18 protein-coding genes are annotated in these 18,348 nt (G+C 62.2%); 6 read left to right on the forward strand and 12 right to left on the reverse strand.

Annotation, left to right across the window (positions count from 1 at the left end; translation table 11 throughout):
- Positions 1-27: 27 nt before the first annotated feature.
- The 8 genes from prfB to J4D99_RS04000 form a co-directional block, all read right to left on the reverse strand.
- Positions 28-1,105 (reverse strand): peptide chain release factor 2 gene (gene prfB / locus J4D99_RS03965; RefSeq protein WP_208130410.1). Its coding sequence is split into 2 segments (ribosomal slippage): positions 28-1,044 and positions 1,046-1,105, totalling 1,077 coding nucleotides; the frame shifts between segments, so codons are not numbered across the junction.
- Between the two features lie 111 nt (positions 1,106-1,216).
- On the reverse strand, positions 1,217-2,281 hold the full coding sequence (locus tag J4D99_RS03970; protein WP_208130411.1) for a branched-chain amino acid aminotransferase: 1,065 nt from the start codon (positions 2,279-2,281) through the stop codon (positions 1,217-1,219).
- 128 nt (positions 2,282-2,409) lie between these two features.
- Complete coding sequence (locus J4D99_RS03975; RefSeq protein ID WP_208130412.1) at positions 2,410-2,961, reverse strand: cob(I)yrinic acid a,c-diamide adenosyltransferase; 552 nt, start codon at positions 2,959-2,961, stop codon at positions 2,410-2,412.
- Between the two features lie 127 nt (positions 2,962-3,088).
- A complete protein-coding gene (locus J4D99_RS03980; RefSeq protein ID WP_208130413.1) occupies positions 3,089-3,829 on the reverse strand; it encodes an ABC transporter ATP-binding protein in 741 nt (246 codons plus the stop codon).
- A 23-nt stretch (positions 3,830-3,852) separates the two neighbouring features.
- On the reverse strand, positions 3,853-6,606 hold the full coding sequence (locus J4D99_RS03985; protein ID WP_208130414.1) for a tetratricopeptide repeat protein: 2,754 nt from the start codon (positions 6,604-6,606) through the stop codon (positions 3,853-3,855).
- Positions 6,607-6,759: 153 nt separating this feature from the next.
- The gene (gatC, locus tag J4D99_RS03990) at positions 6,760-7,047 is read right to left on the reverse strand and encodes an Asp-tRNA(Asn)/Glu-tRNA(Gln) amidotransferase subunit GatC (protein ID WP_208130415.1); all 288 of its coding nucleotides are present in this window, start codon (positions 7,045-7,047) and stop codon (positions 6,760-6,762) included.
- Positions 7,048-7,140: 93 nt separating this feature from the next.
- Positions 7,141-7,914 (reverse strand): lysophospholipid acyltransferase family protein, encoded by a 774-nt coding sequence (locus J4D99_RS03995; protein WP_208130416.1) that lies wholly within the window; start codon positions 7,912-7,914, stop codon positions 7,141-7,143.
- Between the two features lie 60 nt (positions 7,915-7,974).
- Positions 7,975-8,559, reverse strand: coding sequence for an NUDIX domain-containing protein (locus J4D99_RS04000; RefSeq protein WP_208130542.1), 585 nt, complete (start codon positions 8,557-8,559; stop codon positions 7,975-7,977).
- A 136-nt stretch (positions 8,560-8,695) separates the two neighbouring features.
- Between J4D99_RS04000 and J4D99_RS04005 the strand changes: the two genes are divergently transcribed.
- The 5 genes from J4D99_RS04005 (at position 8,696) to J4D99_RS04025 (ending at position 12,629) form a co-directional block, all read left to right on the forward strand.
- Positions 8,696-8,932 (forward strand): hypothetical protein, encoded by a 237-nt coding sequence (locus J4D99_RS04005; RefSeq protein ID WP_208130417.1) that lies wholly within the window; start codon positions 8,696-8,698, stop codon positions 8,930-8,932.
- A gap of 10 nt (positions 8,933-8,942) precedes the next feature.
- Positions 8,943-9,554, forward strand: coding sequence for a DUF4252 domain-containing protein (locus J4D99_RS04010; RefSeq protein ID WP_208130418.1), 612 nt, complete (start codon positions 8,943-8,945; stop codon positions 9,552-9,554).
- Between the two features lie 135 nt (positions 9,555-9,689).
- Positions 9,690-10,757, forward strand: coding sequence for an NAD-dependent epimerase/dehydratase family protein (locus J4D99_RS04015; RefSeq protein ID WP_208130419.1), 1,068 nt, complete (start codon positions 9,690-9,692; stop codon positions 10,755-10,757).
- Positions 10,758-10,827: 70 nt separating this feature from the next.
- On the forward strand, positions 10,828-11,898 hold the full coding sequence (locus J4D99_RS04020) for an NAD-dependent epimerase/dehydratase family protein (RefSeq protein WP_208130420.1): 1,071 nt from the start codon (positions 10,828-10,830) through the stop codon (positions 11,896-11,898).
- On the forward strand, positions 11,895-12,629 hold the full coding sequence (locus J4D99_RS04025) for a glycosyltransferase family 2 protein (protein ID WP_208130421.1): 735 nt from the start codon (positions 11,895-11,897) through the stop codon (positions 12,627-12,629). The genes J4D99_RS04020 and J4D99_RS04025 overlap by 4 nt, the downstream gene beginning before the upstream one ends.
- Positions 12,630-12,632: 3 nt before the next feature.
- Here the strand turns inward: J4D99_RS04025 and J4D99_RS04030 are convergent, their stop codons facing one another.
- Complete coding sequence (locus J4D99_RS04030; RefSeq protein ID WP_208130422.1) at positions 12,633-13,802, reverse strand: hypothetical protein; 1,170 nt, start codon at positions 13,800-13,802, stop codon at positions 12,633-12,635.
- A 139-nt stretch (positions 13,803-13,941) separates the two neighbouring features.
- Between J4D99_RS04030 and J4D99_RS04035 the strand changes: the two genes are divergently transcribed.
- Positions 13,942-14,238, forward strand: coding sequence for a hypothetical protein (locus tag J4D99_RS04035; RefSeq protein ID WP_208130423.1), 297 nt, complete (start codon positions 13,942-13,944; stop codon positions 14,236-14,238).
- A 169-nt stretch (positions 14,239-14,407) separates the two neighbouring features.
- On the opposite strand, the gene amaB is transcribed toward J4D99_RS04035, so the two are convergent.
- From amaB to J4D99_RS04050, 3 genes are all read right to left on the reverse strand, one after another.
- Positions 14,408-16,009, reverse strand: coding sequence for an L-piperidine-6-carboxylate dehydrogenase (gene amaB / locus J4D99_RS04040; RefSeq protein ID WP_208130424.1), 1,602 nt, complete (start codon positions 16,007-16,009; stop codon positions 14,408-14,410).
- 55 nt (positions 16,010-16,064) lie between these two features.
- Complete coding sequence (locus J4D99_RS04045) at positions 16,065-16,484, reverse strand: hypothetical protein (protein ID WP_208130425.1); 420 nt, start codon at positions 16,482-16,484, stop codon at positions 16,065-16,067.
- 152 nt (positions 16,485-16,636) lie between these two features.
- On the reverse strand, positions 16,637-18,151 hold the full coding sequence (locus J4D99_RS04050; protein WP_236018517.1) for a S1C family serine protease: 1,515 nt from the start codon (positions 18,149-18,151) through the stop codon (positions 16,637-16,639).
- Between the last annotated feature and the right edge of the window lie 197 nt (positions 18,152-18,348).

Below are 18,348 nucleotides of genomic sequence, written 5' to 3' on the forward strand. Positions count from 1 at the left end.
TTACCAGCTAGCATCGGATAATGCCGTTTAATTCTGCATCAGGTACCCTTTGATATACTCATCCAAGTCGCCATCGAGCACGTTTTGCACGTCGGTACGCTCGATGCTGGTGCGCAGGTCCTTGATGAGCTTGTAGGGGTGCAGCACGTAGTTGCGAATCTGCGAGCCAAAGTCAATACGTTTTTTGCTAGCCTCTACTTTATCGCGCTCGGCGTTGCGCTTATCCATCTCCTGCTGGTAGAGGCGCGACTTGAGCATGCGCAGGGCATGCTCCTTGTTCATGAGCTGCGAGCGCTCTATCTGCACCGCAATGATGATGCCGCTAGGGGCGTGCGTGAGGCGCACGGCCGTCTCGACCTTGTTCACGTTCTGGCCGCCCGCGCCGCCAGCCCGGAAGGTATCCCAGGAGATGTCGGCGGGGTTGATTTCGATATTAATTGTATCATCGACCACCGGGTAGGCAAACACGGAGGCAAACGACGTGTGCCGCCGCCCGCTGCTGTCGAAGGGCGAGATGCGCACGAGCCGGTGCACGCCGATTTCGCTTTTGAGGTAGCCGTAGGCAAAGGGGCCATCAATTTCCAGTGAAGCCGACTTGATACCTGCTCCTTCGCCGGGCTGGTAGCTGAGCTGCTTCACGGTGAAGCCTTTACTTTCGCCCCACATGATGTACATGCGCATGAGCATCTCGGCCCAGTCCTGGCTTTCGGTGCCGCCGGCGCCGGGATTGATGTCGATGATGGCCGACAGCTGGTCTTCCTCATCAGAGAGCATGCGCTTGAATTCCAGGGCTTCAACTTTGGCCTGGGTGGCGTCGAACTCGGTTTGGATTTCGGCTTCGCTAGCCTCCCCTTCCTTATAGAAGTCGTAGAGCACCTCGGTGTCGGCTACGGCCTGCTGCACGGCTTCGTAGTCGTCGGTCCAGGTTTTGATACCTTTGATTTCCTTGAGCTTGGCCTCCGCAGCCTTGGAGTCGTCCCAAAAATCGGGGGCCAGGGTTTCGGCTTCCGCCTTGATTACCTGTTCTTTGCGGGTATCGTAGTCAAAGATACCTCCTCAGAGCCTCGGCGCGGCCCTTCAAGTCCTTTATCTGGTCTTGGGTCATGGGTGAATAAGTAGATGAATGGCCGGGCAACTACCCTAGCCAGGGGGGCAAAGGTCGGCATAAAAAAAGCCGCCCGGGGTGCGGGCGGCTTTTTGCTTGACAAGGAACAGGCTATACGGCCACCATCCAACCGTGGGGGTCAGCGGCTTGCCCGGTCCGGATGGCATCGAGGGCCGCCCCTACCCGGCGCGCGAACGACGTATCGCTCAGGGCGGGCAGGTCATGGTCTTGCCCCTCGTAGCCCATGGTGGCGATGGGGGCAATGGTAGCGGCCGTGCCCACCCCAAAGGCTTCGGTGAGGCGGCCCGCCTGTAGGGCCTCAATGATTTCGCGGCTCGATACCCGGCGCTCTTCCACGGTCAGGCCCCAGCCACGGGCCAGCTCCAACACCGAGCGGCGGGTGATACCGTCCAGGATAGAGGTGGAGAGTGCGGGCGTTACCACCTTGCCGTCGATAACAAACATCACGTTCATGGCGCCCGACTCCTCTACGTACTGGTGCTCCGAGGCATCGGTCCAGATGAGCTGGTGGTAGCCGTCCTGCTGAGCCAGCTTGCTGGGTAGCATGGCGGCGCCGTAATTGCCGGCGTTTTTGGCATAGCCGGCCCCGCCGGCGGCAGCACGTACGTATTTCTGCTCAAAGCGCACGCGCACCGGCTTATTGAAGAAGGCCGCCACCGGGCAGGTGATAATGCCAAAGTGATAGGTATCGGAGGGGCGCACCCCTAGCGCGCCATCGGTGGCAAACATGAAGGGCCGGATGTAGAGCGAGCTGCCCGCCACATTGGGCACCCAGGCGGCGTCGAGCTTCACCAGCTCGCGCAGGCCGTGCAGAAAAACATCCTCGGGGATGGTAGGCATGGCCATGCGCTCGGCCGAAGCGTTGAGGCGCTGCCAGTTGGCCGATGGCCGAAACAGGGCCACACTGCCGTCGGCCTGCCGGTAGGCCTTCATGCCCTCAAAAATGGCCTGGCCGTAGTGAATGGCCGAGTTGGCGGGGCTGATGCTGAGGGGGCCGTAGGGCACGATGCGCGGCTGCTGCCATTCGCCACCCGTGTATTCCACGCTGAGCATGTGGTCGGCGAAGAGCTTGCCAAACTCCATGTTGGCGGGGTCCAGCTGGGTGAGCCGGGAAGCAGTCGTGGGCTGGATGTCGATAGCGAGCGTGTCAAGCATAAGAAAACGGCAGGGATGAGTCGGGTGAAAAGGCGGCTCCGCTAGGGAGTAGTGCTGGGGTGAGAACGGTAAAAACAGGGACAAGTGAGGCGGCTAAATGTTGCAGCAGCGCGCAGCCCAGGGCAGCTTTATACGCGCGGCTTCCAGGTCACTTCGGCCACGCCCAGGTCGTGGGCCATGGCGCGGCTGAGCACAAACAGGTAGTCGGACAAGCGGTTAAGGTACATTACCACCAGGTCTTCGACCGGCGACTCTTCGCGCAGGTGGATGACCAGGCGCTCGGCGCGGCGGCACACGCAGCGCGCCACGTGCCCAAACGACACCGCCGGGTGCCCGCCGGGCAGCACAAACTCGCGCAAGGGGGCCAGCACTTCGTTCAGGCGGTCCATCTCGGTTTCGAGCAGGGCTACGTCTGTGGCGTGCAGGTCAGGGATGCGCTGGCGCACGTCCTTGTCGGGGTCGGTGGCCAGGTGGGCGCCGATGGTAAAGAGCCGGTCCTGAATTTCCTTGAGAATATCGCGGCGCGGGGCGTTCACCTCCTGGTCGCGCAGCAGGCCAATGTACGAGTTCAGCTCATCGACAGTGCCGTAGCAATCAATGCGCAGGCTCGACTTGGGCACCCGCGTGCCGCCAATGAGCGAAGTGAGGCCTTTATCGCCGGTTTTGGTGTAGATTTTCATGACCGCAGATTCAAACGGATTTAACGGATTTCGCTTCGCTGTCCTTCGGTTCGCAGATACGCCCGCCTGCGGCGGGCGGGCTATGCGGGGTGAGTTGGCGGTGCTTTCTTGGGGGCTACTGCGGGCCTTAGACGGCCAGGGAGCTAACGGCGGGCTGCGTTACGTTGTGGTTGGGTTCGTCGGTTTCGATGAGGCCATCGCGCAGGCGCACAATGCGGTGGGCATAGTGGGCGATGTCTTCTTCGTGCGTCACCATAATAATGGTATTGCCCTTGGCATAAAGGGCTTCGAAGAGGGCCATAATCTCGTAGCTGGTTTTCGAGTCGAGGGCGCCGGTAGGCTCGTCGGCCAGCAGCACGCTAGGGGTGTTCACGAGGGCGCGGGCAATGGCCACGCGCTGGCGCTGGCCGCCCGAGAGCTCGTTGGGGCGGTGCCCGGCGCGGTCGGCCAGGCCCACCGAGCGTAGGGCTTCGAGGGCGCGCTCGGTGCGCTCGCGCTTGCTGAGGCCGGCGTAGATGAGCGGCAGGGCCACGTTTTCGAGCGAAGTAGAGCGGGGCAGCAGGTTAAAGGTCTGAAAAACAAAGCCGATTTCCTTGTTGCGCACCTCGGCCAGCTGGTTGTCGCTCATGCGGCTCACGTCCTGGCCGTTGAGGATATACTGGCCGTGGCTAGGGGTATCGAGGCAGCCCACAATGTTCATGAGCGTGCTTTTGCCTGAGCCCGACGGCCCCATAAAGGCCACGTACTCTCCGCGCTTGATATCGATGCTAACCGAGCGCAGGGCGTGAATGTGCTCAGTGCCCATCACGTATTCCTTGGCGATGTCGGTGGTTTGAATGACGTAAGGTGTGCGGTCAGTGGCAGACATAAGGCGCGGCGAGAAGAGTGAAATCAGCGCGGGGGCAGCGGGGGCTGGTCGAAGGCAGCGCTGGCGGCCGCATGGGCTGCCCGGTGCGCCGCAAATTGCGCCAGCAAGTTAGCGTACTCGGGGGGGCTGAGGCGCGCCCGCAGCCGCTCCAGCACCGACTGGCCGAGGTCGGCCAGCCCGGCATCGGCGGCGGCCAGCGCGTAGGCTCGCAGCAGCGGCGTCGAATCGGGGTTTTCGGCTAGCCCCTTGTTGAGCGCATCGTAGGCGTCGGTGTAAGCTTTTTGGGCGGTGAAATAGCGCGCGGCAGCCAGCACGGCCGCTTCGTTGAAGGGCACCTGCTGCACCAGGGTCTGGTAGCGGCGCGCGGCCTCGGGCTGCTTGCCCGCCGCGTCGGCGGCCTGGGCAGCGGCTAGCTCTTTATTTCCAATAAGTACTACTTGGGTTTGGCCTTGCGGCAAGCCCGGCGAGCGTAGTGCCTGGCCTAGCCGCACTACCGCTGGCTGGGTGGGGCTAGCCACTGCCAGCCGGCCGTAAGCCGCGCGGGCCGAGTCGGCTTGCCCGGCCAGCGCCAGCGCCCAGGCACGCGGCAGCCGCGCATCGGTGGCGCCGTGGTCGGCAGCGAGGGCTAGCTGGCTGGCTGCCGTGGCGTATTGCTGCTGCTGCAACTGCCACAGCCCCAGCACATACTGGTAATAGCCGGCCGTGGGCGTGGTGCCCGCCGTGAGCGGGGCTAGCGTTTGGCGGGCGGCTAGCTCATGGCCGGCGGCGTGGCGCAGCAAGGCTTGCAGGAAAAGAATTTGCTCGTAATAAGGCTCATTGGCCGGGCGCTCGGCCAGGCGGGCCAGCGTAGTCACCAGGCGGAGGCAATCGGTAGGCCGGGCGGCCCGCGCCGTCAGCAGCGCGGCGTGGTACTCCTGGGCAAAATCAGCGCCATCGAGGTCGGGGCCGGGGGCCGCGGCCGGCGCCATAGCCGCGCCGGTCGCCAGTTGCAGCAATTCCTTATTAGCCAACAAGCCGGGCGCGGTAGCAGTAGCTTTCGAGTCGGCGGCCAGCTTTTGGGCGGCCGGCACGAGGTTTTGGCTCAGCAGGAAGCCTAGCTGGTTGGTGCGGCTCACGTAGCTATTCGGCTTCAGGCGCTCGGCTTTATCTAAATAAAACGCCACCGAATCGGTGAGGGCCGAGCGGGTAAATAGCTGGGCCATATCGGAGGCTAGCGCAAAGCTGCCGGGCGCGGCGCGGCGGGCCTGGCGCATTACTTCCAACGCATCAAAGAAGTCGGCCGGCTCGGTGAGCAAGGCGTTGAGCTTGAGGCTGATTTTTTCGTCGGGCTGGCGCTTGAGGGCGCGGCGCAGGGCATTGAGCTCGTTCTGGCGCTGGTCGCGAAAGCGGTAGAGGGCCGCTCGCCCCAGCTGCGCCGTGCGGTTAAAGCGGTCGAGCACGTCGCCGCTTTCGGCATAGTAGCGCTCCGAGAGCAAGGCTAGTGGCAGGTCGTCGGGCCGGCGTTCGCTTTGCTGGCGAGTGAGGTCGCCGAGCTGATTGTACTGGCCGGCCTGCACCAGGTCGAGCAGTGGCCAGTTGTTGCGCAGCTCGTATAAGAACAAGCCCGCCACCCCCAGGATATAGACGGTATAAAACGGCAGCCGGCGCGGCTCAAATACCACCCGGTGCACTGCCAATCGCTGCCGAATAAGCGAGCCAAAATTGACCAGCACGTACAGCAAAAACGCCGCGCCTAATAGCCCTAGTGCCCGCCCGCTAAAGGCGCGGGCCGCCGTGAGCAGCGGGGCATTGGCCGTGGCCAGGGCGTAGCCCAGCGCTGCCGCTGCCGCTGCCACCAGCAGCCAGTATAAGGTGCGGCCGGCAGCATAGGGCAGCCAGCCGGCGTAGCTGGGGGCCCGCTCGCGCAGGCCCAGCTCGCCTACCAATGCGGCCGGCAGCAGCAGCACCAGCGGGTCGAGGTGCAGGCCGCCCCCCAGCGCCAGCACGCCGTTATTCCAGAAATAGAGCCCTAGCGCACCCAGGTACAGCAGGCTGGCCAGCACAAACGGCAGCAGGCCAAACCGCCCCTCGGGCCGCTCGGCCTGGGTGTTGAACCAAAGCAGGCCGCGAATATTCTCCACCCCTACCCACAGCACCAGCGCGGCCACCAGCCCCGCCCCGGCCGGTGTGCCGTAGGCGGCCAGGTGCAGAGCCGTTTCGGGCAGCGGCAGCTTGGTGCGGGCCAGCAACAAGGCCGCTAGCCCCCCTATCAGCAGCAAGAAAACAAGGACTCGCCACACCGCCCGCACTCGGTCGCCAAAGGCTTGGAGGCCCAGCGCAGCGGTGCCTAGCAGCGCCAGGCTCAGGTACAGAAAATACTGCTTGGTTTCGTCGAAAATGCCTAGCCCGTCGGCGTTGAGCGACATCAAGAGAAAAACCACCGGCACCGTGCCAGCCAGAAAAGCCGGCCGCGCCAGCATGCTCACCACGGCCAGCCAGCCGGCCAGCGCCAGCGCCAGCACCCCTAGCCACAGCCCGGCCGCCAGCGGCTGGGTATAGGGCCCGCCCACGTCGTGGGTAAGGGTGGTAATGAAGCCGCTCACTGGCAGCGGCAGCCGCGCCGGGCCCACCATCACCGAGTCGAGCGTGAGGGGCACGGGGGCCAGGTGCGGCACCAGCTGCACGGGCAGCGTGGCGCTTTCGCCGGCGAAGTAGAAGTAGCTGGCGCCCAGCAGGGCTAGCCCCGCCAGCAGCGCGGGCAACCCCGGCAAGCGGCGCAGAAGGGAAATGGCGGGCAAGGAAGGAACCTGAGCAGTACGGATGAAGAATTATGCAAGAACGTCATGCTGAGCCTGTCGAAGCATCTCTCCCAAACGACATCCTAGCGGCGCGGTAGAGATGCTTCGACAGGCTCAGCATGACGTTCTTTTTTAACAATGAGCAACAGCGCCCTAGTCGAGCACTTTGGGCACACGGAAGTAGTCCGAGTCCTTGCGCGGGGCGTTGCGCAGGCCTTCCTGGTGGCTCACGGTGTTGCGCGCCTCGTCGTCGCGCAGCACGTTTAGCTCGTGCGAGAGGTGCACCAGCGGCTCCACGCCCTCCGTATCAACTTGCTCGAGCTGGGCCACCCAGTCGAGAATGCCGTTCAGGTCCTTCAGCATCTGGTCTTCGCGGGCGGGGTCAAATTCGAGGCGGGCCAGGTGGGCCAGGCCGCGGATGGTTTCTAGGTCAGCTTTCATGTACGTAAGGGGGCTTTATGACTAGCGAATGAGCGAGTGGCTGGGCGGCAAATAGCCTGCAGCCTTTCACTACAACTGCCTCGGTAAGAAGCGTTAAGAAAAGGGGCGGGTTGCCTCCGGAATGCCGCGGCCTTCGGGCAGAAAATCGTCGGCTATCTGGGCCATTACCTGGGCTTTAAGGGCCGGAATATCGGCATCGGTGAGGCCTTTGGTTTCGATAGGCCGGTGGTACACGGCGCGCAGCTTGGCGTGGCGCACCCGCAGGCCCGCCACCGAGGGCATAAACTTGTGGGTCAGGGGCAAGCTCACCGGAATGATGGGCACCCCCAGCGAGATGGCTAGCTGAAAAGCGCCGTCCATAAAGGGCTGCAGCTCCTCGCCGGGCTTGGGGCCGATGGTGCCTTCGGGGAAGAGGATGAGCGGGCGGCCCTCGCGCAGGCTTTGGCGGGCCTGGGCCGTGGCGCGGCCCCGGCCCACGGCCGTTTTGCGGTTGATGGGAATATAGGTTTGGCCGAAAATGGTGCCCCAGAGCGGAAACTTCGTGAGCGAGTCTTTGCCCATGATGTTGATATACCCCGGAATATCGCGAAACAGCAGCAGGATATCCACAAACGAGGTGTGGTTGGCCATGTAGATGCAGGGCTGGTCGCGCAGCGGCGGGCCCTCATTCACGATTTCGAGCGGCACCAGCCACATGCGGGTCGAAAACTTGGCCCAGTAGCGGTTGATGGCATGCACGTAGCGCCGCCACTCCGGCTTGCGCACGAATAGTCGCTGCGCCGGGTACGTGACGACAAACGGCAGCACGAACATGATGGTGGCCCAGGTGGTATACAGGCGCTGGCCTAAGTAGCGCAAGAGCTTCATACGGGCAAATTTACGATGAGTGCGGCCAGCAACGGGCCAGTGGCGCAGAACTGTTGTGGGCTAGCCGCGCCGCTCGGCCAGCACTTTCTCGGCCTTGAGCAGGCCCGCCACGCTGATAGCGTCGGTGATGCGGTCGCTCATGCACAGGGCCACGGCGTGGGCTAGCGGCAGCTTCCAGAGGCGCAGGTCTTCGGTTTCTTCGGGCTCCCACTCGCCCTGGGTCAGGTCTTCGGCCAGGAATACGAAGCCTTCTTCGTCGGTAACGGAGTTGGAGGTGTGCAGGCGGGCAATGCGCGTCCAGCGGGCGGCCACGAGGCCGGTTTCCTCGCGCAGCTCGCGCTGGGCCGACTCCAGCACGTCGAGCTCCACGGGACCGCCGCCCATCGGAATTTCCCAGCTGTATTCGTTCAGGGTGTAGCGGTACTGGCCCACCAGCCAGGTATTGCCCTCATTATCAATAGGCACGATACCGATAGCCTTATTCTTCATCGACACCACGCCGTACACGCCGGGCTTGCCGCTGGGGTTGAGTATCTCGTCCTGGCGCACCCGAATCCAGGGGTTCTGGTACCGGATTTCCGAGCTCAGCGTCTGCCAGGGATTGTGCGTTTCGTCGAGGTCGTGGTGCGGATGTTCGTAGGGCATAGCAGCAGTGGCGAAAGTGAGTGGGGGCAAAAATAGCCGCTGCGCCGCCGCCGCGCCGCCCCAACCCCGCGCCGAGTGCCCGCGTACTACTGCCAGCCAGGCACCGCTCACCTTCCGGCCGCCCGGCTTGCTTCTCATGGCTGATAAGAATCAACAACCTGCCGACGACTCCCTGCTCAACCTCAAGTTTGCCCAGGCTGAAGCCGACCTGACCCAGAAAACCGGCGGCCTCGGCCCCACTACCAACGAATACGTTACCTCAGATGAGGACGATGAGATAACCCAGGCCGAAGGCCCGCGCGATAGCCAGGGCCAGCGCCGCGGCGAAAACGATGACCTCGTGAAGGGCGACGCGGCCGGCACGCACAGCTAGGTCCCACGCCATGCATTTTATCGATTGTAGCGCTGCCCCTGCCCACCGGCCACTGGGCAGCCGCCTGGCGCTGCAGGTGCTGGCGCTCTTGCTAGCCCTGCTGGTGCTGGGTGGCTGCCAGGCCAGCCGGGGCGGCCCCGACACGCCGGCCCGCACGGTAGCATCTTTTTTTGCCAAGTACCGCGACCGCTCGGGCTTCCGCACCACCGAGTGGTCGGCCGACCTGCTGCAGCGGCTAGCCCTGGTGCGCGTGGGCAAGCTGCTCGGCGGCAACGACCTGACCAACGCCATCACCGGCATTCGCACGGCGCGGGTGATGACGTTTACACCCACCAGCGGCAGCGCCCGCAATCTTGTAGACCAAGGCCTCAACAACGAGGTGAATGGCCTGCTGCAGGCCGAGCGCTACACCTCACTCGTCACGTCCAACGCCGGTGCCACCGATTACCACTACGTAGTGAAAGCCAACGGCGACCAGGTAAGTGAGCTGGTGGCCACCGGCACCATGCCCGATGCGCTAGGCTCCTTTGTGCTGGTGCAGGTGCAAGGCAACTTTACCCGCGCCCAGGCCGAGGCGCTGAGCAAAGTGCTGCCCGAAGCCGTGCAACAAACAACGAAGTAGCTAACTGACCCCACAACCGACCTCGGGCCGGCTACCAAGCACTTCGTTTGGCGGCCGGCCCGAGGTCGGTTGTGGGCAGTTGTCTGCCCTAGCAGATGCACCTTTGCACTTCGTGTTACCTAATGACTGGCTTTCTTGACTTCTTTTTTAATTACGGGCGGGGCCGGGTTTGTAGGCGCCACACTGGCGCTGCGCTTTAAGGCGGCGCACCCCGAGGCCCGCGTTATTGCCCTCGACAATTTGAAGCGGCGAGGCTCGGAGTTGAATTTGCCACGCCTGCGTCAGGCTGGCGTCGAGTTTGTGCACGGCGACATCCGTAATCAAGAAGATTTTGATGCCCTGCCACCTGTGGAGGTAGTAATTGAAGCCTCGGCCGAGCCCTCAGTGCTGGCAGGCGTGACCTCGGCGCCCGACTATTTGGTAAACACCAACCTGCTAGGCACCATCAACTGCCTCAACTACACCCGGCGTCACGGCGCGGCGTTTATTTTTCTCTCCACGAGCCGGGTTTACCCCATCAATCAGATTGAGCGCATCGCGCTCACCGAGGGGCCGACGCGCTTTGAGATAGCGCCTGAGCAATCCATGCCCGGCATAAGTGCAGCCGGCTTGGCCGAAAGCTTCCCATTAGAGGGCTACCGCTCGCTTTATGGCGCCACCAAGCTGTGCTCCGAATACCTCATTCAGGAGTATCATCATTTCTATGGCCTGCGCACTGTCATCAACCGCTGCGGGGTGCTGGCCGGCCCTTGGCAGATGGGCAAGGTTGACCAGGGCGTGGTGGTGCTGTGGGCGGCGCGGCACTTCTGGCAGCAGGAACTGGGCTACATTGGCTTTGGTGGCACCGGCAAGCAGGTGCGCGACGTACTGCACGTCGACGATTTATACGACCTGCTCGAAATACAGCTGGCCAACCTGGCCAGCCACAGCGGCCAGACCTACAACGTGGGCGGCGGCCACGCTGGCAGCGTGTCTTTGCAAGAGCTTACGGTCCTGTGCCAGGAAATAACCGGCCACCAGGTACCCATCCACGCCGAGGCTGAAACCCGCCCGGCCGATATCGCCCTCTATCTCACCGACAATGCCCGCGTGACGGCCGCCACCGGCTGGGCCCCGCGCCGCTCGGTGCGCACGCTGGTCGAAGATGTGTACCAATGGCTACGCGCCCACGAAGCGGAGCTAAAGCCTATTTTGGGGCAGTAGCGCGAAGCTTCTGCTTTATGTCTGCCCGGCTGGCGTTGCGGTTACCTTTGTGGGCATTTTAGTTTTTTGAATGAAAGTTGCCCTCATTACCGGCGCTGGCGGGCTGATTGGCTCGGAGGCCGTGGCGTTTTTCAGCGAGAAGTTTGACCTGGTAGTCGGCGTCGATAACGATATGCGGCGCTATTTTTTTGGCGAAGCGGCCTCAACCGATTGGAACCGCCAGCGCCTACAAGCCGACTACGCCAACTACCGCCACTACGCCGCTGACATCCGCGACGTGGCGGCGCTACAGGCCATTTTCGAGGAGTACGGCCACGACATTGCCCTGGTGGTGCACACCGCCGCGCAGCCTAGCCACGACTGGGCCGCCCGCGAGCCGTTTACCGACTTTAGCATCAACGCCACCGGCACGCTCAATCTGCTGGAAATGACCCGCCAGCACTGCCCATCGGCAGTATTTATCTTTACTTCTACCAATAAAGTTTACGGCGATAACCCTAACCTGCTGCCGTTGGTAGAGCTGGAAACCCGCTGGGAAATTGACCCGCGCCACGCTTACTTCGAGTTTGGCATTGATGAGCAGATGAGCATCGACCACACCACGCATTCGGTTTTTGGTGCCTCTAAGGTGGCGGCCGATGTGCTGGTACAGGAATATGGCCGCTACTTTGGGCTGCACACGGCCGTGTTTCGGGGTGGCTGCCTCACGGGGCCGCGCCACGCGGGGGCGCAGCTCCACGGCTTTTTATCGTACCTCATGAAGTGCGCCATCACGGGCCAGCCCTACACGGTGTTTGGCTACAAAGGCAAGCAGGTGCGCGACAATATCCACGCCCACGACTTGGTAAGCATGTTCTGGCACTTTTATAAGGCGCCGCGCGCGGGTGGGCAGGTGTATAATGCGGGCGGCGGGCGCTTTGCCAACTGCTCGATGCAGGAAGCCATTGCGCTGTGCGAGACTATCAGCGGCAACAAGATGAATTACACGTACTCGGACCAGAACCGGGTGGGCGACCATATCTGGTACGTGAGCGACGTCGGGCACTTTCAGCGGCAGTACCCCGCGTGGCAACCTCAGTATGACCTAGTGAGCACGTTGACGCAAATTTTCAACGAACTGCGCACGCGCCAACCTGCATGAAGCTGAGCGTCGTCATTCCGGCCTACAATGAAGAGGAAAGCATTGGGGAAACGCTGCGCACGCTGTACGCCTCGCTGGTGCAGGCGCAGATAAGCCACGAAATCGTGGTTACCAATGACAACTCCAAGGATGGCACCCTAGTCCGCCTGACGGCCCTGGCGCAGGAAATACCGACGCTTACCTACTACACCAATCCCGGCCCCAACGGCTTCGGCTATGCCGTGCGCTATGGCCTGGAGCGCTACCAGGGCGACTGCGTGGCCGTAATGATGGCCGACCTCTCGGACGACCCGGCCGACCTCGTGCGCTTTTACCACAAGCTGCAAGAGGGCTACGACTGCGTATTTGGCTCGCGCTGGATAAAGGGGGGGCGCGTGCTGGACTATCCCGCCCACAAAAAAACCCTCAACCGGGTGGCCAATACCATTGTGCGCCTGGTGTTTCGACTGCGCTACAACGATTGCACCAACGCCTTCAAGCTTTACCGGCGCAGCACCATGGACGGGCTCAAGCCCTTCCTATCCCCACACTTCAACCTCACGCTTGAGCTGCCGCTCAAGGCTATTGTGCGGGGCTACACCTACACCGTGCTGCCCAACTCCTGGACCAACCGCAAGTATGGCGAGTCGAAGCTCAAAATCAAGGAGATGGGTAGCCGCTACTTTTTTATCCTGGTCTATTGCCTGATTGAGAAGTATTTCTCACAAGGCGACTTCAGAAAGCGCAGCTAGTCGCTAGTGATAGGACTGGCCCGCCAGCACCCGCAGCAGTACCAGCCACACCGGGCCGGCGTATTGAAGGTAGCCGGTGGTGAAGTACGTGGGAACCAGCAGAGCACAAAACACCACTACCAGCGCCAAGTAGCGCCGCTCGGCCAGCGTAGTATGGCGGCCCAGCAGGTCGAGGCTAATAAAGGCTACCGGCATTCCAAAAGCTAGGCTGCGCGTAATATCTGTAACGGCAAATGCGCTACCGAAAATAGGCGCAAAACAGCCCAGCAGCAGCGCCAGCGCCATGTAGCGCCGCTGATACAGCAGCAGCGCCCCGGCCAGCACCACCGGCAGCCAGTAGCCCGACAGGCCCGTGGCGAGGCCTAACGCCAGCAGCTCATGCCAGCTGCTGTGGTACAGGGCCGACAGGCCTACCAGGCCGCCCGCGGTGGGCAAGCTGTAGTGCCACATCAGGGCTAGTCGCAGGCCGGCGTAGGCTAGCCAGGCTGCGTACACCGCTTTGGCCGGCCTAGTCAGTAGAAACCGAAGCAGTCCTGGCACCTGCCACGCATACTGCTGCACGCCGTACCAGAATACCAGTAGCGGCGAGGCAGCCAGCACCCGCTCGTCGACAAAGCCCCCCGCCAACACCAGCCCGAAAATAACCGGCCAGCGCTGCGAGCCCAGCGCCAGCACTAGCGCGGCGTAGCCCAGGCCATCGAAATACCCGCTCAGGTCGTAGGTATACTCATAGCCGAAATATGTGAAGGCCAGCCCTAGCGTGAGCAGTGCCGCCGCCACGCGGTCGTGCAGGCTGGCCGCCAGCAGGCGTGCCACCTGGTAAAACACGGCTAGGCCGGCCAGCACTTGCAGCGCCAGCAGTTGCGCCAGCGACAGGTGCAACACCCTAGCCAGCAGCGGCACCGCCAGCCGAAAGTTCATCTTGGCCAGGTGCGTAGAGGCAACATCGGCGTGATGAGCAAAAGGCGCTGCTATCTGCTCGCTGATGCGCCGCAGCTTTTCATCCAGCACTTCGGTGTGCGCAAAAAGCTGTGCGTAGGCGTGGTTAATCTTCGGAAACTGGAACGTGGCCGCGACCAGCAAGCACAGCCCGGCTAGCCCCCAGCGCCAGTGCCGGTGCGCCAGCAAACGGGCCAGCCAGGCAAAGCCGGCCTCGAACATCGTATGTAGCATGGCACAAAGATGGGCCGGGCGGCCGCTAGCCCTGCAATCATAGCCCGGCCGTTTAGCCTCTTACCTCACATAATGCTTTGCCCTCCCCACCGTATGTCACATCCAGTATTCTTAGTTGCTAGTAACTCGCTGCTACTGTTTGCTTTTCAGTGCAACGAGCCGCATTACAACGGTCCCGATAGCGACTTCGGCCCTGGCGCGGGTATTACGTACCGTGATGCGCAAGGTCTACTACTGCACCCAGGACCCCACCGACTGGACCTCAGATGCGACTTGGAATGAGCAGGAGTTGAGTCTTTCTGGCCAAGTCAAGTGGCACTTCAAGCTCACCTTAGCGGCGCCCTGCCCCTGCCAGGTGTATGCACAGCTGGTGACCAAGCGCTACACCGAAACCGATATCTACGTGGCCGACCTCGGCGTCGGGGACAGGCTGTAATTTGCACCCAGGACCTACACCCGGGGCAGCTGTACCGACTCTACTATCTTCTCTATAACAACCAGGGCCTGATTTATAAAGGCCACGGCGACATTCGCTCTACCCCCTTAAGAAAGAGGGCGCGCCTGCCACCGCAAGCGCGCCCTCTTTCTTAAGGGGGTAGCAAGTATTAAATATCAAACTTGATACCCTGCGCTAGGGGCAGCTCGGTGCCGTAATTGATGGTATTGGTCTGGCGGCGCATGTATACGCGCCAGGCGTCGGAGCCCGACTCGCGGCCGCCGCCGGTTTCCTTCTCGCCGCCAAAGGCTCCACCGATTTCGGCGCCGCTGGTGCCAATATTCACGTTGGCAATGCCGCAGTCGGAGCCCGCGTGGCCCAGAAAGGCTTCGGCCTCACGCAGATTCAGGGTAAAAATGGCCGAGGACAGGCCCTGGCGCACCCCGTTTTGCAGAGCAATGGCATTTTCGACGCCGCCGCTGTACTTGATGAGGTAGAGGATAGGCGCAAAGGTTTCGGCCTGCACCGTGGGGTAGTGGTTTTCGGCGGCTACCAGGGCCGGCAGCACGTAATGGCCGCCGTGCAGCTCGGCGCTGCTCAGCACCTGGCCGCCGGTGAGCAGCGTGCCGCCTTCTTTCTGCACTGCTTCCAGGGCATGGGTAAAGATTCCTACCGCATCGGCATCAATGAGCGGACCCACTAAGGTGCCATTTTGCAGCGGGTGGCCCACGGGCAGCTTGGCGTAGGCGGTCAGCAGGCGCTGGCTAACTTCTTCGTAGATAGACTCGTGGATGATGAGCCGGCGCGTGGTGGTGCAGCGCTGCCCGGCCGTGCCCACCGCCCCAAACACGATGGCGCGCATGGCCATATCGAGGTCGGCTTGCGGGGTCAGGATAATGGCATTGTTGCCGCCTAGCTCGAGCAAGGCGCGGCCCAGGCGCTGGCCCACGGCGGCGCCCACGGCCCGGCCCATGCAGGTGCTGCCGGTGGCTGACACCAGCGGCACGCGCTCGTCGGCGCTCATGGCTTGGCCCACATCGGCATGGCCTAGCACAAGGTTGAACACGCCTTCGGGCACATCGTTGTCGGCCAGCACTTTCTCGATAATGTTCTGCACCGCCACGGCCGCCAGCGGCGTTTTCTCCGACGGCTTCCAGATGCAGACATCGCCGCACACGGCCGCTAGCATGGCATTCCAGCTCCAAACGGCCACCGGAAAGTTGAAGGCTGAGATAATGCCCACGATGCCTAGCGGGTGGTACTGCTCGTACATGCGGTGCGCGGGCCGCTCCGAGTGCATGGTGAAGCCGTGCAGCTGCCGGCTCAGGCCCACGGCAAAGTCGCAGATGTCAATCATCTCCTGCACTTCGCCCAGGCCCTCCTGCAGGATTTTACCCATCTCGTAGCTCACGAGCTTGCCCAGGGCCTCCTTGTTATGGCGCAGGGCTAGCCCAATCTGGCGCACAATGTCGCCACGCTGGGGCGCGGGCATCAGCCGCCAGGCCGGAAAGGCAGCCTCGGCGGCCTTTACTACGGTTTCATAGTCGGCCACGCTGGCCTGGGCCACAGCCGCGATGGGCTGGCCATCGGCTGGCGATACAATCTGGCGGCTGGGGTTGCTAGCCCCACCCCACTGGCGGCCAGTGCTATAGGCGGCATTTTGGGACTGCACGCCCAGCTGGCGCAGCACATCGCGCATGCCGTGAGGGTCGTGGTGGGGGTGCGGCACGGTTACGTCGGGCGTGGTCGCTTCTTCGAGGGCCTGCTTCATATCAAGGAAAAGTAACTAAGCGGTGGGATGCCCCAAAGGTAGCGGCGCGGCCGGGCTAGGGCTGGGCCAGCAGCCAAGTCAGGGCTTCCTGCTCGTGGTTGAAGTAGCGGTAGTAGCTGCCTTGCTCGGCCCCCTGCCGGATGTTGGCATCGAGGCCGGTATTTGCGGCGGCGCCGGCCTGGTCTACCATCGCAAAGTAGGCCAGGGCCACGGGCCCGCCCAGCACCTCGGGCAGGTGGTGGCCAAAGTCGGCAAACCAGGCAATGGCTGCTGCATTGTAGATATCGCGTCGGCGCACATCGAGCAACCAGTGTCGGCAGTTGCCGTGAGCCACGGCCGCGTCGAGCAGGGCCGCGTAGTGGGTCTTTATCTCATCGAGCGAGACGGGCCGCAGCCATCGCCCTATCAGCAGGCGCTGCTCGGGCCGGTAGTCGAGGGTGAAGCTATCGGGTGGGGAAGTAGCGGGTGCAGACACAGGCAGCGGATAGTGAAAGGTACCGTCGCAAAACTAGCAAGTTTGCCTTCAGCCCATTGCTTCCCAGGCTTTGGCAATGCTTTTTTCGCTAACACAAAAAGCCCCTGCCAGTAGCTGGCAGGGGCTTTTCAGTATGAAAGCGTCGCTAGGGCTTATTCGCGCCCGATGGGGTAGAACGACTTGCGGCCGTCGGGGTATACCCCCTCTACGAGGGCGCCCGAGTTGTCCTTGGCCTGGTCGAGGTAGGCCTGCACGTCGGCGGGCTTGCGCACGGCATTCTTATCAATGCGCGTGATGATAAAGCCGTCGGCCATGCCGGTTTCTTTGAAGTTGCTGCCTTTGATGCCCGAAATCTGGGCCCCGCCCTCAATACCGAGCAGGTTTTGCAGGCGCGAGCTTACGGGGGCTAGCTTAGCCCCCTCGTAGGTGATGCCAGCATCGGCGGGCAACTCATGCACCACAGCCGTAGTGTTGGAAGCATTGAAGAGCGTAGCGCTGGCTACTTCTTTGTTGCTGCCGCGCAGGTAGCCTACCTTGATTTTATCGCCGGGGCGGAAGCGCGACACTTGCTCTTGCAGCTGCGCGGCCGTATTCACGGCTACACCGTTGATGTCGGTGATGATGTCGCCGATTTTCAAGCCAGCGGCAGCGGCCGAGCTCTTCTCGCCCAGGCCCTGGATGTACACGCCATTCAGGGTGTTCAGCTTCTTCTCTGAGGCCAAGCGGGCGTCTACTTCCTGAATGCGTACCCCTAGCAGGGCGCGCTGCACCACCTTGTATTTCAGGAGGTCATCGACCACCTTGCTTACGATGGAACTGGGCACGGCGAAGGCATAGCCCTCAAACGAGCCGGTGTGTGACGAGATAGCCGAGTTGATGCCGATGAGGTCGCCGTTGGTATTTACCAGGGCGCCGCCCGAGTTACCGGGGTTCACCACGGCGTCGGTCTGGATGTACGACTCCACGCCCATGCCATTCTGCTCCTTGGCCAAGATGCCGATGCTGCGGCCCTTAGCCGAGATGATGCCGGCCGTCACGGTCGAGTTCAGGTTGAAGGGGTTGCCCACGGCGAGCACCCACTGGCCTACCTTCACATCGTCGGAGTTGCCGTATTTCACAAACGGCAGGTTATCAGCCTTTACCTTAAGCACGGCCAGGTCGGTGCTTGGGTCGGCGCCTACCAGCTCGGCGTCAAACTTACGCTTGTCGTCGAGCACCACCGTGATTTTCGAGGCCTTATCAATTACGTGGTTGTTGGTTACGATGTAACCATTAGCAGCAATGATTACGCCCGAGCCGGAGCCTTCGCCCCCACCCTGCGACTCGCGCTGGCGGCCCTCAAACTGGTCGCCGAAAAACTGGCGCAGGAAGGGGTCCATCTGCATCATGCGGCTCTGCTGGCTCACCGGCTCGGCCTTGTATTCGGTCATTACGTGCACTACGGCCGGCGTAGTAGCGGCAGCCGCTGCCACGAAGTTTAAACCTTCGGGCGCAGCGTAAGTGCTGCTGCGCATGGCCGACGTATACCGCACCTGGGGGTCAGAAGCCACCGTCGCTTGAGCCACGTTGCCCGGCTCGGATTCCAGCAGCTTGTATCCCCCCACGGCCACGCCCCCACCGAGTACGGCAGAAGTCAAGAGGCCGAGCATCATTTGTTTAGCTTGCATTGGGGTTAAGTTTAAAAGAAAAAGAAGAAAGTAACAGCTAGCGGAGCCAGGCAAAGCGGGCGGCTCCTATTTAAGTACCCGCGAAAATAACAAAGAGTTTAACTTTTGACCATTCAAACGCAAAAAAGAGCCTGGCTAGTGCGTAAGGGTTGCGTGCTAGCCACTTTGCGCGAAGGTCAGACCAAAAAAGGCACCCT

Source organism: Hymenobacter sp. BT559, assembly GCF_017571525.1.
GTDB lineage: Bacteria > Bacteroidota > Bacteroidia > Cytophagales > Hymenobacteraceae > Hymenobacter > Hymenobacter ginsengisoli.

Coding starts and splice junctions, on each gene's coding strand:
- J4D99_RS03970 (WP_208130411.1), bottom strand. CDS start 2,281: ATGCTTGACACGCTCGCTATCGACATCCAGCCCACGACTGCTTCCCGG.
- J4D99_RS03975 (WP_208130412.1), bottom strand. CDS start 2,961: ATGAAAATCTACACCAAAACCGGCGATAAAGGCCTCACTTCGCTCATT.
- J4D99_RS03980 (WP_208130413.1), bottom strand. CDS start 3,829: ATGTCTGCCACTGACCGCACACCTTACGTCATTCAAACCACCGACATC.
- gatC (WP_208130415.1), bottom strand. CDS start 7,047: ATGAAAGCTGACCTAGAAACCATCCGCGGCCTGGCCCACCTGGCCCGC.
- J4D99_RS03995 (WP_208130416.1), bottom strand. CDS start 7,914: ATGAAGCTCTTGCGCTACTTAGGCCAGCGCCTGTATACCACCTGGGCC.
- J4D99_RS04000 (WP_208130542.1), bottom strand. CDS start 8,559: ATGCCCTACGAACATCCGCACCACGACCTCGACGAAACGCACAATCCC.
- J4D99_RS04005 (WP_208130417.1), top strand. CDS start 8,696: ATGGCTGATAAGAATCAACAACCTGCCGACGACTCCCTGCTCAACCTC.
- J4D99_RS04010 (WP_208130418.1), top strand. CDS start 8,943: ATGCATTTTATCGATTGTAGCGCTGCCCCTGCCCACCGGCCACTGGGC.
- J4D99_RS04020 (WP_208130420.1), top strand. CDS start 10,828: ATGAAAGTTGCCCTCATTACCGGCGCTGGCGGGCTGATTGGCTCGGAG.
- J4D99_RS04025 (WP_208130421.1), top strand. CDS start 11,895: ATGAAGCTGAGCGTCGTCATTCCGGCCTACAATGAAGAGGAAAGCATT.
- J4D99_RS04030 (WP_208130422.1), bottom strand. CDS start 13,802: ATGCTACATACGATGTTCGAGGCCGGCTTTGCCTGGCTGGCCCGTTTG.
- amaB (WP_208130424.1), bottom strand. CDS start 16,009: ATGAAGCAGGCCCTCGAAGAAGCGACCACGCCCGACGTAACCGTGCCG.
- J4D99_RS04050 (WP_236018517.1), bottom strand. CDS start 18,151: ATGCAAGCTAAACAAATGATGCTCGGCCTCTTGACTTCTGCCGTACTC.